The 14680-nt window shown below is 70.0% G+C and carries 11 protein-coding genes and 2 pseudogenes; 4 read left to right on the top strand and 9 right to left on the bottom strand.

Translation table 11 applies throughout. The features are described 5' to 3' along the window. Positions 1-189: 189 nt before the first annotated feature. Entirely contained in the window at positions 190-1131 is a 942-nt protein-coding gene (locus CM1CMNOD_RS15565; RefSeq protein ID WP_013874553.1) for a hypothetical protein, read from the top strand. A gap of 259 nt (positions 1132-1390) precedes the next feature. Here the strand turns inward: CM1CMNOD_RS15565 and CM1CMNOD_RS15570 are convergent, their stop codons facing one another. Together CM1CMNOD_RS15570 and CM1CMNOD_RS15575 are read right to left on the bottom strand one after the other, a co-directional pair. Further along, on the bottom strand, positions 1391-1654 hold the full coding sequence (locus tag CM1CMNOD_RS15570; protein ID WP_013874554.1) for a DUF2277 domain-containing protein: 264 nt from the start codon (positions 1652-1654) through the stop codon (positions 1391-1393). Between the two features lie 260 nt (positions 1655-1914). Then, a pseudogene (locus CM1CMNOD_RS15575) lies at positions 1915-2133 on the bottom strand (LLM class flavin-dependent oxidoreductase); the annotation flags it as partial. A gap of 124 nt (positions 2134-2257) precedes the next feature. On the opposite strand from CM1CMNOD_RS15575, the gene CM1CMNOD_RS15580 reads away from it, so the two are divergent. Both CM1CMNOD_RS15580 and CM1CMNOD_RS23240 read left to right on the top strand, forming a co-directional pair. Continuing rightward, the gene (locus CM1CMNOD_RS15580) at positions 2258-3172 is read left to right on the top strand and encodes an NAD-dependent epimerase/dehydratase family protein (protein WP_165490488.1); all 915 of its coding nucleotides are present in this window, start codon (positions 2258-2260) and stop codon (positions 3170-3172) included. Positions 3173-3198: 26 nt separating this feature from the next. Then, positions 3199-3486 carry a hypothetical protein gene (locus CM1CMNOD_RS23240; RefSeq protein ID WP_237702810.1) on the top strand — a complete coding sequence of 96 codons (288 nt, stop codon included), beginning with the start codon at positions 3199-3201 and terminating at the stop codon, positions 3484-3486. Between the two features lie 392 nt (positions 3487-3878). Here the strand turns inward: CM1CMNOD_RS23240 and CM1CMNOD_RS15590 are convergent, their stop codons facing one another. Together CM1CMNOD_RS15590 and CM1CMNOD_RS15595 are read right to left on the bottom strand one after the other, a co-directional pair. Next, the gene (locus tag CM1CMNOD_RS15590; RefSeq protein ID WP_013874556.1) at positions 3879-5279 is read right to left on the bottom strand and encodes an ATP-binding protein; all 1401 of its coding nucleotides are present in this window, start codon (positions 5277-5279) and stop codon (positions 3879-3881) included. Positions 5280-5556: 277 nt separating this feature from the next. Next, complete coding sequence (locus tag CM1CMNOD_RS15595; RefSeq protein ID WP_131796267.1) at positions 5557-6045, bottom strand: hypothetical protein; 489 nt, start codon at positions 6043-6045, stop codon at positions 5557-5559. A 647-nt stretch (positions 6046-6692) separates the two neighbouring features. Between CM1CMNOD_RS15595 and CM1CMNOD_RS15600 the strand changes: the two genes are divergently transcribed. Next, on the top strand, positions 6693-7055 hold the full coding sequence (locus tag CM1CMNOD_RS15600) for a response regulator transcription factor (RefSeq protein ID WP_013874558.1): 363 nt from the start codon (positions 6693-6695) through the stop codon (positions 7053-7055). 64 nt (positions 7056-7119) lie between these two features. Here CM1CMNOD_RS15600 and CM1CMNOD_RS15605 read toward each other — a convergent pair whose 3' ends face one another. From CM1CMNOD_RS15605 to CM1CMNOD_RS15625, 5 genes and pseudogenes are all read right to left on the bottom strand, one after another. Then, complete coding sequence (locus CM1CMNOD_RS15605) at positions 7120-7845, bottom strand: LuxR C-terminal-related transcriptional regulator (protein WP_013874559.1); 726 nt, start codon at positions 7843-7845, stop codon at positions 7120-7122. After that, on the bottom strand, positions 7842-9614 hold the full coding sequence (locus CM1CMNOD_RS15610; RefSeq protein WP_013874560.1) for a sensor histidine kinase: 1773 nt from the start codon (positions 9612-9614) through the stop codon (positions 7842-7844). The genes CM1CMNOD_RS15605 and CM1CMNOD_RS15610 overlap by 4 nt, the downstream gene beginning before the upstream one ends. Before the next feature lie 1728 nt (positions 9615-11342). Next, entirely contained in the window at positions 11343-13769 is a 2427-nt protein-coding gene (locus CM1CMNOD_RS15615; RefSeq protein WP_013874563.1) for an arylsulfatase, read from the bottom strand. A 72-nt stretch (positions 13770-13841) separates the two neighbouring features. Continuing rightward, entirely contained in the window at positions 13842-14207 is a 366-nt protein-coding gene (locus CM1CMNOD_RS15620; RefSeq protein ID WP_013874564.1) for a 4Fe-4S dicluster domain-containing protein, read from the bottom strand. Then, a pseudogene (locus tag CM1CMNOD_RS15625) lies at positions 14204-14680 on the bottom strand (pyridine nucleotide-disulfide oxidoreductase); the annotation flags it as partial. The pseudogene CM1CMNOD_RS15625 and the gene CM1CMNOD_RS15620, both read right to left, overlap by 4 nt.

A 14680-nucleotide genomic window follows, 5' to 3' on the forward strand; every position in this document is an offset into this window, starting at 1 on the left:
GAACCCCACCCGCCCGAGTTCCGCCGCGCCGAATTCTGTCATCTCGCGTTCCACCGTCCCGGATCCCGCCGCGCCGCATTCCGCCGTCCCGGACACCACTGCGCCGAATGTCACAGCACCGAATTCCGAGGTCCCGAATTCCGGGGCCACGGCCGGCCGGCACGTCACGGGCCCGACGCCGGACATCCGGTGAGACGCCTCCCACGGCATCTCGGCGCGTTGCTGACCCTGCTGGTCGTGGGCTCGGCCGTCCTGATCGCCGGCGCGGCCGGCACCGCCTCGGCACGCACCGGCGACGGCAACACGTTCCACTGGACGGGCCGGAACATCGAACTGCGGCGCCTGGCGCTCGACGGCACCGTCAGCCCGGCGGACGGCACCCCGGCCGCGCTGCTGCGCATCGGCGAACTCGTCAACGCCGCCGACTTCCGTCTGGAGCGGGAGATCCACCTCGGCACGCTCGGAACATGGACGCTGACGGTGACCGCCAACACGATGACCACGTCCGACGTGGCAGCGGGAACCGGAACAGCAGCGGGAACCGCGGCGGCGGAGAGCAGCGGCATCACCGCGCCCTTCACCTGTGTGCACGACGCCGGCGTCCACGGTTCGGGCGGCGCCACAGGGCAGGTTCTGGACCCGGCGCTGAATCACGCCCTCGACGTCGATCCCGCCACCGGCTACCGGGACACCGCCGTCTCGGCGGTGGTCGGCCTGGTCGGACGTGGCGACGTCCTGTTGACGCTGGGCCGGATATACAGCGAGTCCAGTCGGATCACCATGCCCAGGCTGCGACTGACCGGCGCCTCGGTGCTGCTGCGCCCCGGCGGGTACTCCCCCGGCCTGGCCACACCGCCGGCGTACTGCGGCGGCTCCGCCTCTCAGGACGGTGGGGCACAGGACGACGTCGCGGGCACAGGAACGGCCGGTGTCACCCCCGCAGCTGGCGTCCCCGCGACGACGCCAGCGACAGCGACCGCCTCCGGCGCGGACGGTGCGGGAGTTCCAGGCCCGGCCGCGCCACCGCCGAGAACGGCCCCCGCCCCGACGACACCGGCATCCGGTCAGCCGACGCCGTCCCGACGGTGTCATCCCCTGGACCTTCTTTGCGTCCTCTCCGGACCCTCGTGATCCGGACCTCATGATCCGGACCCTCGTGACGCTCTCCGGGTGCTCTGCGCCCGACGGAAGCAGAGAAGATCGCCGCGAGTTTGTCGTTGTGTACGCTTCCGGGGCCGAAAACCGTACACAGCGACAAAATCGCCCAGATCATGCTCCACGCGGCTGGCCGCGGACGCCGCCCGCGGCGCCTGATGGCCGGCATCGATGGACGCCTGGGCAGCGGCCGAGTCGGCCCCCGTGCGGTCCGGCCGGCTGGTACCCGGGATGCTCACGTGTTCAGGCGGGCGCGGATCTCCGGGCGTCGTAGCGGCGGGAGCGTGGCCGGTGGCTGGCGGCGGGCCGGCAGCGCGTCGAGCAACCGGTGGACCGCGGCGCCCACCTCGGCGACCGCCGCCTCGAACGCGTCCCCGGCCGCCGCCGGGGGCTGGCGCAGACCACTGACCTTCCGGACGAACTGGCGGGCGGCCGCCTCGATCTCCTCATCGGTCGCCGGCGGCTGAAGACCCCGCAGTTCGGTGATGTTACGACACATACCTTCAGTTTCCCGCAGCTTCCCACTGTTTCCCGCTCCTCCGGCTTCCCGCTCTGAGCTTGCTGGGCGATCTCACGGACGGTGGCCGCTGGGATCGGCCTGTAGCCGGCCGGTTCCCCGGACGTGCCACTGTTACGAGCGGAGACGGGCAGGGTGGATCCGTCCGATGCGGTGTGGCGGAAACCGAGTTACGGCACGCCGCAGACCAACCGTGTCGAGACGGAATTCGCCGGAGTTCGCCGGAATCCACCGGATGCACATCAGACGTCCGCTCGGAGCGGTTCCGGGGTGCGCGGCAGCGGGAGGAACCGGTCACCGATGCGGGCGGTCTCTCGCCTGTAGTGGGTGTTAGAGAGGACAAAGTGGGTGATGCCGAGGTCTGCGCACCCACGCAGGGCGGTGGTCGCGTCGTCCGGGGAGCCGACCAGCCAGGTGGTGCCCGCGCCGCCGCCGCTGTACCGGCCGGGGGCGGTGTACATGACAGGCTCCGTCTCCTGAGCGGACCTGGGCCCACCGGGTGTCACGTTCTTCGCTGGCTGCCTCCGTCGGATCTCCGCTGGCCGCCTCGTCGGAATGGTGAGAGCCTGGCGCCAGGGAGCGAACATGTTGGTCTTCGTCACCGGGGCGACCGGCGCGCTCGGTCGGCACGCCGTCAGGAAGCTGATCGAGGCGGGGCACGGCGTCGCCCGCGACCAGGGCAGGGCCCAGCGGCTCGCCGCCGCCGGGGTGACCCCCGTGGCCCTCGATCTCACCGACCCGGTCCAGGTCCGGACGACGATCGAACGCATCCAGCCGGACGCCGTCGCCCACCTCGCGACCCACATCCCGCTGCCGCCGGCGGCCATCCTGCCCGGCGGCTGGAAGCAGAACGACGTCCTGCGCCGCGACGTCAGCAGACACCTGGTGGACGCGGCGCTGGCCACCGCCGTCTCCCGCTACATCCAGGAGTCGATCACGCTGATCTACCGGGACGGCGGGACATCCTGGCTCGACGAGGACGCGCCGCTGGCCAACGGCCCGCAGGAGCGGACGGTGGCCGCCTCGGCCGCCCAGGTCGAGCGGGTGCGCGTGGCCGGGCGCGCCGGTGTGCTGCTGCGTTTCGGCTCGTTCTACGGCCCGGACGACGCCATGAGCACCGAGATGGCCCGCCGGGCTCGGGCCGGCAAGCCGGCCGTCCCCGGCCCGGCCGGCGCCTACCTGTCACCGATCCACGTCGCCGACGCCGCGAGCGCGGTCGTGGCCGCCCTCGACGCGCCGCCCGGCACGTACAACATCGTGGACGACGAGCCGGCCACCCGGGCCGAGTTCGCCGAGGTGCTCGCGCACGTGTACGGCGTCGATCGGGTCAGACTGATCCCGGCCTGGCCGCTGCGGCTGTCGCCCCGCACCCGCACGGTCACCCGGTCCCAGCGGGTCAGCAACCGCCGGTTCCGGGAGACCACCGGCTGGAAACCGGAGTTCCCGTCGGGCGCGGCCGGCTGGGCGACCATCGCGGCGGCCGGCGGACCCGCGCACTGACCCACCACCCGCAGCCGGTGCTGGCGGTGGAACGGCTGCTGGCGTGGGCCACCGACACCTCGGCGTCCTCCGCCCGGCACCTGTGCGCGCTGCTCGGCGACGTCAGCATGGGCAAGACCACCACCGTCAAGCTCTTCGCCCAGGCGCTGCTGAATCGCCGCGATGACGACCGCTCGGCGCCGTTGCCGATCCTGTTCGACCTGCGCGACCTGCCACCGGCGCTGGCCCGGGAGGGGCGGGCCTCCCGAAGATCCTGGAGGCGCTGCTGGCCGCCGGGGACCTCGGCACCGGCCCGTCCGCCGCGCAGGTGCTGAACCTGGTCGCGGCCGGCAACTGCGTGTTGATCTTCAACGGGCTGGACGAGGTGCTGGTGCGCCTGGACCCGCACGCCGGCCAGGTGTTCACCCGCAGGCTGTGGCGGGCCACCGAGGATGCCTGGCGGTCCCGGCAGAACGGCCGCCGGGAGACGGACCGGCCGAGCAGGCTGCTGCTGTCCTGCCGCACCCGCTACTTCCGCTCGATCCGGCACGAGACCACGCACTTCACCGGCCAGCACCGGGACCGGCCGGCCGGCCCCGACTACCTGGCCATGCTGATGCTGCCGTTCGACGAGGAACAGGTCCGCGCGTACCTGGCCGCCAACGTGCCCGACGCGGACGTCGACCAACTGCTGGACCTGATCGAAACAGAAGCGGCTTCCGGACGCCTACCAGGCGGTCAGGAGCCGGGCCGGATCATAGCTGGGCAGGCCCGGTACCTGCGTCGTCGTCCGGGTGACAGCGACGGGTGGCGCTGTGTCACCGCCGGGCACCGCGACCCGGTCACGCAACAGGTGGTCCAGGTCGGCCGGGGTGAAGGGCTCCTTGTCACGCCACTTGACGGAGCCGACGAAGGTCACCACGTTCGCGCCCTTACCCGGCCGGATGCCGACCAGGTTCACCTCGGGGGTGTGGGTACGCGGCCACCAGCCGCCCACCGTCTCGGCACCACCGAGCGCGGGATCGTCGACCGCGAGCCTGGTGAGCGCCTGACGCACCAGCGGTTCCACGGCCCGCCCGCGATAGGCGGCCCATCCGCCCGCCACCCTGGCCCTGGCCAGGTCGGGCCGGCCACGCTGAATGTCGGCGACCGCACCTTCCAGGAAGCGCAGCCAGAACCGCAGATAGGGGTCGGCGACCCGGTACCGGGACGCTGTACCGACCTTCACCGCCACCGGACGGTCGACCGCGATTACTCTTTTGCCGGCCAGCAGTGCCAGGGCCCGGGTGAGCGGTGTCGACGCCACACCGGCGCGCGCCGCGATCGCGGAGAAGGCCCGGTCTCCCGCACCGATGACGCGCAGCACGCCACTCGCCTGCAGATCACGCGGGAACTCCGCGTCCAGAACCCGCTGACCGGTGACAACAAGTTCGGAGTGCTCGTCCGAGAGCTGGTCGTCGAGGAATGCCGACAGTCCGCCGGCCCGTCGCCACTCCAGCAGCAGCCGGGGATACCCACCGGTGATGAGCTGCGCGTCGAACGCCTCCGCCGCACGCTCACCGCTGAGCCCGAGCATGCGCGCCGTGTCACCGATGGAGAACGGCTCGACGACCATCTCCCGGGCCCGCCCGAACAGCGGCCGGTCGTGCCCGGTCAGCATCTCCATCACGGCGAGGTCACTGCCGATGATGACAAGAAGGACGGGCCGGTTCTCGAACAGCCGGTCCCAAAGCTTCTGCAGAGTGCCGTCGATGCCAGGATCGCGCTCCAGCAGCCAGGGGAACTCGTCGATCACGACGATGGCCGGCGTGTCCACCGGGAGCGCGGCATGGGTGGCGCGTAGCGCCTGTTCCCAGGAGGTGAAGCCGCCGGCGGTAAGCCCGTCGGCGCCGGGCAGGGTGCAGCCGAGCCGGACGTCCTCGACGAACCCGTCGAGGTCTCGCTGGAGAGTGGCCTGCCGAGCCCCGGTCACGAACATCTGCGGCAAACCGCTACGGCGCACGAACTCGCTGATCAGTCTGGACTTGCCGGCCTGGCGCCGCCCCCGCACACTGATCAGCCGCCTCCGGCCGCCACGAACCGCCGCGAGATGGCCATCCAGCCGTGCCAGCTCCTCGGCGCGACCCACGAAGTCCTCATGCACACACGAAGACTAACATCCATGTTAGCGACATCAGTGTCAGTGACATCAATGTCAGTGACATCAGTGTCGCTAGCATCAGCCCCGCCCAGGATCCGGCCTGCCCGCGACACGGCCGAACTGGACCCACCGAGACGGAAAACAAGAGCCGCAATCGCCCGAAGCACACTTCGAACACGACGCGCCCCAACAAGGATACCCTTCGTGACGCGGAGCATCCCGGACACACCGCGCCGCGCTGAACCCGAGTATTCGGAACGATGCTTCAGCCGGTGCTCAAGGGCGTCGGCTGAACGGGCTTCGCCAGGTAGGCGAGGCTCTTGCACATGAGATCCGAGGATCCGATCCACATGACCGTGAAACGATAGCCGTTGCTTTTTCTGCTGACGGCGTCGGCACAGAAGGCAGGGTCGGGCGCGCGCTTCTCGCCGCGGAATCCGAATCCCCCGGTCGGGAACGGCACTCTCTTCAGCAACCAGCAGGCCGCGCCGTCGACCAGCGCGTCGAGATCCCCACGGACGACCGCGACCATGCCAAGTGACCAGTGCCAGTCATCATGCTGGTACACCTCGATCGCCAGATGGTCGGTCTCGTAGGCGCACTCCACCACGTCGTTGGCCGCGTTCACCCTTTTGATGAACTGCTCAAGCCCGCCGCGGAACTGCGCGAACTCCCCCGCGCGTCCCCTGGGAATGAAACCGATCATCTGATCGGCGAGACCCGCGATGCTGACGCATGGATTCTGATTGATCACAGTGACCGCGTCCGCCGACGGAAACTTGGGAAGCTGGGATTTCGTGAGCGGCCCGGGCGTGGGGCAGACCGGCCCTTTCGGCTTCCGGTCCTGCCCGTTCTGCCGGTCCTGCCCGTTCTGTCGGGTCGGCCCGCCGCTCGGCCGCGAACCACCGCTGCCCCCCATATCGCCCAGACAGCCCGTGGCAAGCAGGGACAGCGCCAGGAAACCGGCCAGCGCATGCCTGGGAAGAAGCGCCGGGAGACGGACGACGAAACGCGGGACCGACAGTGCCTCCCGCGCCCTCGTCCGCCGGTACGAAAATCTCCGACAACGCCGGCCGACCATGCGCATCACGTCTCTTCCCCCACAACATGTCGTGACTGACTGGAGGCGCTTCCTGATCGGTGCCGCCGCCGTTTCGAGGCCCTGCCACGATCGTCAGATCGATTCTCACGGGCATCGGGCGCGGGAACATCCGTGCCAACACTGAAAACCGAAGGCCGTCAGCCCGGATGGTTGGGCACGGCGGTTCGGCCACGCGACGATTCGGCCATGCGGGTGCTCGCCGGCCAGCATGGGTGGCGGGTGAGGCCAGCCCGGATGACGCCCTCCGGTTCAGGGCTGGCACGGACGTGGGGACGCGGTCGTGGTGGGATCGTCGGTCGGTGGCGTCCACTGTTCTGATTGTCGACGATCTTGCGGATTTCCGGGCGGTCGCTCGCGTGATGCTGGAGACCGGTGGATACCGGATCGTCGGGGAGGCGGGGACCGGAGCCGACGGGCTGGGTGAGGCGGCCCGGCTGCGGCCGGACATCGTGCTACTGGACGTACGCCTGCCCGACGTCGACGGGTTCACGCTCTGCCGCGAGCTGCGTACGAGGATGCCGACGGTCAAGGTGGTGCTGTGTTCGGCCCGGGACGCCACCGACTACGGCAGCCGCATCACCGACTGCGGAGCATGCGGATTCCTGCTCAAGTCCGAACTGTCGTCGACGGCACTCACCCGCCTGGTCACCGGCTGCCGGTGACGCCGTGCCCACCTGTCCGGCGGCGTGGTTGCCTGACCGGCGGCGTGGTTGCCGGACCGGCCAGTTATGATCTTCGGGCGGCGGTCGTGTCGGTGGCCTGGAGGTAGGTGAGGACGGCGAGGACGCGACGGTGGTCGTCGGGCTGCGGGTGCAGGCCGAGCCGGGTGAAGATGTTGCGTACGTGGGATTCGACCGTCCTGGGGGTCAGGACGAGCTGGTCGCTGATGGAGCGGTTGGAACGCCCCTCGGCCATCAGGGCGAGCACTTCACGTTCACGGTCGGTCAACGTGTCGAGCGGGTCGTGTCGGCGCCGGCCACCGACCAGCAGTCTCACCACGTCGGGGTCGAGCACGCAGCCGCCGGCCGCGACCCGGCGGACCGCGTCCAGGAAGACCGCCGTACCGGCAACCCGCTCCTTGAGCAGGTAGCCGATGCTCCCGGCGCCCGTGCCGAACAGGGTTGGCAGGTAGTGGGACTCCAGATACTGGGAGAGCAGCAGGACGCCGACGTCGGGGTGGTCCCGGCGGATGGCGACAGCCGCCTCGAGCCCTTCGAGATGGTGGGTGGGAGGCATGCGGATGTCGACCACCGCCACGTCGGGCCGCAGCGCGGCGATCGCGCCATGCAGGCCGGCCGGGTCGGCTACCTGCGCGACGACGTCGCAGCCGTGGCCGCGGAGCAGCTCGGCGACAGCCTCCCGTAGGAACACAGCGTCGTCGGCGAGCACCACCCGTAATCCCGCGGACCGGCCTGGCGAGGACAGCGAGGACAGCGAGGACAAGGGTTTCATCGCGGATCACCCGTGGGGAGAAGCGCACGGACGGTGGTGCCGTGGCCTGCGGGGCTGTGCACGGTCAGCATGCCGTCGAGTGCCGAGAGCCGGTCACGCAGGCCGAGCAGGCCCGTGCCGGCTGTTCCCGTTGCCCCTGCCGTTCCGGCTGCTCCGGCTGCTCCGGCTGTGATGTCGGCCCCTCCGATTCCGTTGTCTGTGACCTCGACGCGCAGCCGGCCGTCGGCGTGTTCGACGTCGATCCGGACCTGGTCGGCGTGCGCGTACTTGAGGGCGTTGGTCAGCGCCTCGGCCACCACGAAGTAGCAGGTCGCCTCCACGGCGGGGGTCAGCACGGGTACGGCGGTCGCCGTCAGTCGCACGTCGAGCGGGGTCTGCTCGGTCAGTGCCCGCAGCGCGGGGAGCAGGCCGGCGTCGGTGAGGATGGCGGGGTGGATGCCGCGGGCGAGCGCCCGCAGCTCGTTCATGGCCGCGTCGAGCCCGTCGGCGCTGCGCGCGAGCAACGCCGTGCTCTGCTCGTCGACGGTGCCGTCGAGGCGTTCCTGGAGCAGACGCAGCAACAGCCGCGCGACGACGAGCCGTTGCTGCGCGCCGTCGTGCAGGTCGCGTTCGAGGCGGCGCCGTTCGGCGTCGGCCGCGGCGACGATCCGCACCCGCGAGGCCCGGACCTCGGCGAGCTGGGCGTTCACCTCGGCGGCCAGCCGCTGGTTGTCCAGCGCCAGCCCGGCCGCGGCGGCCACGGCGTCGAGATGATGTGCGTCCTCCCGCAGCGCCGGATCGTGGAACAGCGCCGCGACCCGCCGGCCGTCGCGTTCCACCGGCCACACGGCGCGCTGTGAGTCGTCCTCCGGGAGCCGCAGCGGCTGGCCGTCCCCGTCGATGAACGTGCCGGACTCCGGCCGCCAGTAGCCGATCCGCAGCGAGGGATCACCCAACGACCGCGCCAGGAGCCCCTGCAGGTCGGCGGCTGACAGCGGCTCGTGCAACCGGCCCAGCAGGTCCCCCACGGCGGTGCGTCCCAGCCGGACCCGCAGGACCCCGGCGAGAAACGCCAGCGGCAACAGGCAGAACGCCGCCCAGTAGACCCACAGGAACGTCGGCCGCAGCGGATGCGTCGAACCCGCGACCCCGCCGGCCACCGTGGCGGCAGCTCCCACCAGACCGGTGACGAAGACCGGTGCGAGCACCCGCCGCAGCGGCCGGCTGGCCGTCACCCAGCGGCGGACGAGCACCACCAGCACACCCACGGCGATCGCCGCGCCGATCGTCTCCTCGATGTGGTTCACCGCCTGCGCCAACGGCAGGTTGTCGGCGACAAGCAGCAGGTTCGGGGCGGAATCAGGCAGTTGGTGGGCGCTGTCGAACAGGGCTGCGACCGGAGGGAGCCCGAAGGCCGTGGCATACGCGGCCGTTACAAGCAGCCGCTGTGTCCGTGAGGCCAGGCGTCCGCTCGGGAAGGCCAGCAGCAGATGTGCGGCGAACCCGCTCGACGCCCGGACCAGCAGCAGTCCGGCGCTGCCTATCACCGGGGTGCGTGACAGTTGCAGATCCTCGGCGAAGAACCCGACGCCGACCAGGACCATCAGCAGCCCCACCCGGTTCGCCGGTCGCCGGGCATGCGCCACCGCCCCGGCGGCGAGGAACAGGAAACCGCCGGTGGCCCCCAGAACCGTGTCCATGGCGGCATGCGAGCCGTCCCGTGCCTTGAACACCAGCCCGGACGCCCCGAGCAGCACACCGAACCCGACCGCGAGATACACCGCCGGCATCGGCGTAGGCAGAACGCGGGAACACGGCGGACGAGGCATGACGACTCTTCCCGCCGCCCCCTCGACGCTCATGGAGTAAGCGTCACAGCGCCCTCCGCGACTGTCAACGACATTACCGCGACATCACCGCCGCCGCAGATCCCGCCGTAGCCGACCAACCGGACAGGGAGTGTGTCCTCCCACCCGCTGCCCTGACGGACAACCACAACCAAGCGGAGAACGCGCCCCTCGGCCGAGGAGGCAGGGCGTCGCCGAAGTTCCGTGCTAGCCCTGATATCCCGCGTTGGCTACTCAGGATGATGTGAAGCTAACGGACGACGACAGGGGAACAATGACCAACAATGATTGTCTCCAGCAGGCAACGGACTTCGCGATACGGAGTATGCCATCCCCCAAAAGATCTACAACGAAGATCGCTTCTTACGTCAACATGGTGGTACCGACTGAAGCCGTCGGCATCGCCGACCTACCATCCCATGAAAAATTCCCACCCACATCCCGGTCGGCCGGCCAGCAGCGTCGAGGGCCGTGAGCAACCCTCCGGCTCTATCCGCGTACCGATATCTGCGCGATCGAGTAGTCGGGCACTCGTACCTGTGCACGAATCTTGTCAGAGGATTTGACCAGCCGGGCCCAGCCTGGATGGTCCGCGGTGGAGAGGTTCTTCGTATTACAGATCCGGGAAATTCACACTGCAGAGAAATGAGTCTTGTTCCAATTCCGGCCAACCAGTCGATATGGAGGTCAACACCATGGCAGCGCGTTCAACGCGTATAACACTCCGGAACCAGATCGGCATTCCTTTGCATCATGTAACAAGTCATCTGGAAGGAGGCGAGTGAACGGAACCGCTGCGCCCGCCTGACGTCATCCAGCCTGGACAGACGGTTTGGATCCAATCCGAGTCCAACGGCATCCTGACTGGCACTGAGGGACATACTCGCTACCGTATCGGCGATCAGGATCATGAGGTGTACATCCACTAGAATAACCCGTATGCGGGTACGAACTTCTACGAGCAGTCGATTACCGGGCCGTATGGCGTATACTTCAGTGGAGGAAAAGGCAATAACGCCGAGGCTGTCTACTCGGTGATCCCGGACGCCCGGGTCACGGTTCCCGGCTATCTGCCGTCGACTCATGGCTTTGCGTTCAGTAACCACTGGCCATCGATCCACATCACCTCAATCAGCCTGCCGGACCCCTTCGGGGACATAGCTGTAGGGAACGCGTCCTGGGGCCTGTGCGGCGGAATGCCCTTCGCATCGCGCGACTACTTCGAAGTCCTACGAGAGTCGCGACCCCTTCGTACCCCGACAGCAGGACTGGCGATTCTGTGGAAAGTGCCACGACATGTACTACGACGGCTCCGACAACAAAGGAACATGCCCCGCGATAGGCCCGAGTGTGCACGTGGTGGCCGGCTATAACTTCTCCCTCGAGCACCTATAACGTCCGCATCCGAAGAAGCCCCGAAGGAACGCCTCCTTATTGTCCCGAGCGTTCAAAAATGATGGTCGTCGCCTTGCTCGGCAGGTGATCTTTTGGTGTTGAAGTGTCTTCTCGAAGGCTCTCGACGGTCCGGCGGGGCCTCCGAAACCTGCGGGGAACCGCATGAGGGGACACGGTTGGCGACCGGGGCCGAGGTCGCGACGTCGCAGTTCCTCCTGGCTGCTACGGTCGGTAGCGCCGAGGTCGAGAACGCGTCGCTGGAACAGCGGGCCGCGGCTACTCGAAGGTGGCGGCGGCTTCGCGCAGGGTGCGGACCAGGGTTTCCGGGTCGTCGGGGGCAGGCGGTCCCGGAATGTAGGTCACCGATTTCAGGCGGCCGGTGTAACGGAAGCTGCGGTGGCGTTCGTGGACGGGCCAGGAGACCGGGGACTTGCGGTCCACGCCGACGCTGATCCCCTGCAGGGGGGCCATGCCGATCAGCTGGTGCACGTCGGCCAGCCGGCCGGTTTCGGTGCCGTCGACGAGGATCCGCCAGTCCCAGCGCAGACCCGGGATGGCCTGGGCGCGGACGCGGACGGTGTGCCGGCCGGCGGGCAGCGGCCCGGCGTCGGCCTCGTGCAGCACACCGTACTCGTTGTATGCGAAGCGGAGCCGTCCGTCCTCCACGTACACGCTGTAGCCGCCGCCCTGGTCGCCGTGCGACACCAGCACTCCTTCGTCGCCGGCGGCGTGCTCGTCCAGTTCGATGACGATGTCGAAGGAGCGGAAGGTGATGAGCTTGGCGGAGCGGTAGCGCTCCAGTTCAGGCGTGCCGGCCAGCAGGGTCACCGGCCGCCGCAGCCGCTCCTCCGCGGGGTTGCGGATGACCAGCGCGCCGCTGCCGTCGGCGAGCGGGAAGACGCCGTTGCGCCACGCCGCGTCCTCCCAGGCCGAGGCCAGTTCCTTGACCACGTCGGGGTGCGCGGCGGACAGGTCGACGATCTCGGTCGGGTCCCGCGTCACGTCGTAGAGCGCCCATTCGCCGTCGTCGTACGGGGCGCCGGGGCGGTGCAGCGTGACCAGCTTCCAGCCGTCCCGGTAGTAGCTGCGGTTGCCGATCATCTCGCAGTACTGCTCGTGGTGGGTGCTGGGTGCGTCCGGGTCCGCGAGGACGGCGACGAAGCTGAATCCGTCGAGTTCCTGGACCGGCCGCCCGCGTCGCCGCGCCGGCCGTGCCACCCCGGCCAGGTCGAGCAGCGTCGGGGTGATGTCGGTGACGTACTGGTACTGCGCGCGAATGCCGGTATCACCGGCGGGCGTCCGAACGCCGGCGTCGCCGGCAGGTGTGCGCAGGCCGGCCGGCCAGGACAGGATGAACGGCACCCGCACCCCGCCGGCGTAGGTCTGGCCCTTGTACAGCCGGAACGGCGTGTTGGAGGCCATCCCCCAGCCGCGCGGGTAGTGCACCAGGCTGCGCGGGCCGCCGATCAGTTCGGGGTCGCGCTCGACATCGGGGTCCCAGTCGGCGGGCAGGTTCGGATGCTGGACGAAACGCTTGAAGTAGCTGCGGGTGCCCTCCGCGCCTCCCTCGCCCGTGCCTCCGTTGTCGGAGGTGAAGATGACGATCGTGTTGTCCAGCTCGCCGAGCGCGGCGAGGGTGTCCAGCAGCCGCCCGAGATTCTGGTCGATGTTGTCGACCATGGCGGCGTAGACCTCCATGTACCGGGCGTACAGCCGCTGCTGTTCCGGCGTGAGCTCCGCCCAGGGGCCCACCTCGTGTCCGGCCTCGAAGTTGCGCCGCGGCAGCCGGGTGTCGGCGGGAAAGAGGCCGGCCGCGCGCTGCCGGTCGAAGCGGGTCTCTCGCAGCGCGTCCCAGCCGCCGTCGTAGCGGCCCCGGTAACGCCGGACGTCCTCGGGTTTGGCCTGCAACGGACCGTGCACGGCGTTGTGCGCGACGTAGAGGAAGAACGGCTTGTCGGCGTCGTGCGCCCGCAGCGACGCCACCATCGAGATCGCCTGGTCGGTGATGTCGTCGGTGTAGTAGTAGCCGTCGGGCAGGTCGTCGATGTCCAGCGGGCTGTTGTCCCGTACCAGCTGGTGGGGGTGGAACAGGCTGGTGAGCCCTTCCAGCACGCCGTAGTACTGGTCGAAGCCCTTCTGCAGCGGCCAGTTGCGCCGGTCGTCGGCCGCGTTGGACGCCGAGTCGCGCGCCAGGTGCCACTTGCCGACCGCATAGGTGGCGTATCCGGCGTCGTGCAGCAGTTCGGCCAGGGTGGGGATGTCGTCGGCGATCTCCATCCCGTAGCCGGGGAAGCCGGGGTCGGCGTTGGCCACCATGGCGTATCCGACGCGGTGCGGGTTCAGGCCGGTCAGCAGGGCTGCCCTGGCTGGCGAGCACAGCGGCATGGTGTGGTAGTTGGTCAGCCGCACACCCTGTTCGGCGAGCCGGTCCAGGGCCGGCGTGGCGATCTCGGCGCCGAACGGGCCGATGTCGCTGTACCCCATGTCGTCGACGAGCACCACGACGATGTTGGGTGCGTGCCCGTCCGGGCGGACGCGGGGCGGCCACGCCGGCTCCGACTCGCCGAAGGTGCGCCCGATCCGGCCGCCGAAGCCGGCGTACGGGTCGCGCCGCGTGCCGGCGGGAGCGGGACGCGGGACGGGCCGGGGCCCGGTTCCGGGCTCGGGCCGGGGCCCACCCGTGGGCTCACGGGACGTCGGCATGTGGCTGCTCCCTGCCTTGTCGCTGCTCGGATCGTGTGTCCTCGTTCGGCTTTCGCGGAGGTCCCACCCGGCTCACCGGCCGGATGCCTCCGGTGCCGGGCCGAGACGTGCGGTGAAGACGTGGTTGCGGTCCAGCAGGCTGCCGGGGCGGCGGCCGTGGCCCCAGCCGAGCCAGCGCCGGTACTCCCCGAACCGGTCGTGGGCTTCGAGGAACGCCTCGTCCCGCAGCGGTGACCCGGCCGGCGCCGGGCCCGCCAGCGGTGCCACGAACAGCGCGTCGGCCGGGCAGTAGGCCTCGCACATGAAGCAGGTCTGGCATGCGGGCTGCCGGGCTATCACCGGATGGCCGCCGTCGACCGCGTCGAAGACGTTGGTCGGGCACACCTCGACACAGATGTTGCAGTCGACGCACCGGCTGCCGCTGACCACCTCGATCACAGAGCCGGCACCTCCTCGGGACGGCGAACGCCGGGAACGGCGCCGGAACCGGTAGTGGCGGTGGCGCTCCCGGCGGTGGCGCTCTCGGCGGCGGTGGCGCTCTCGGCGGCCGTCCACACCTGGTCGAGGCCGCCGACGCGGATGCGGTGGGCCAGGGCCGGGTCGGTCCGCGGCCGGTCCAGGCGGACCTGCAGCCCGCGGCTTTCCGGCCGGGACAGCGCGCCGCGGTACATCCACCGCGCGTGCGCGAGCATCGCCGCGGCCTCCCTGGTGGGGGTGATGCTGTGGGCGTCGTCGTCCGGTGCGAGCCCGTCGACGACGGCCGACCACAGCGAGTCGAGGACGGCCAGTGACTCGCGCAGGTCCGCCGCCGTCCTGAACCTGTTGTGCCGCAGCGGCAGCACCCGCTCCTGGACGGCGGCCACCACCTCCTCGTGCCGCAGGTCGCCACGGCCCGCCCGGGCGCGCAGCCC

This window comes from Protofrankia symbiont of Coriaria myrtifolia (genome assembly GCF_900634755.1).
Lineage (GTDB): Bacteria > Actinomycetota > Actinomycetes > Frankiales > Frankiaceae > Protofrankia > Protofrankia coriariae.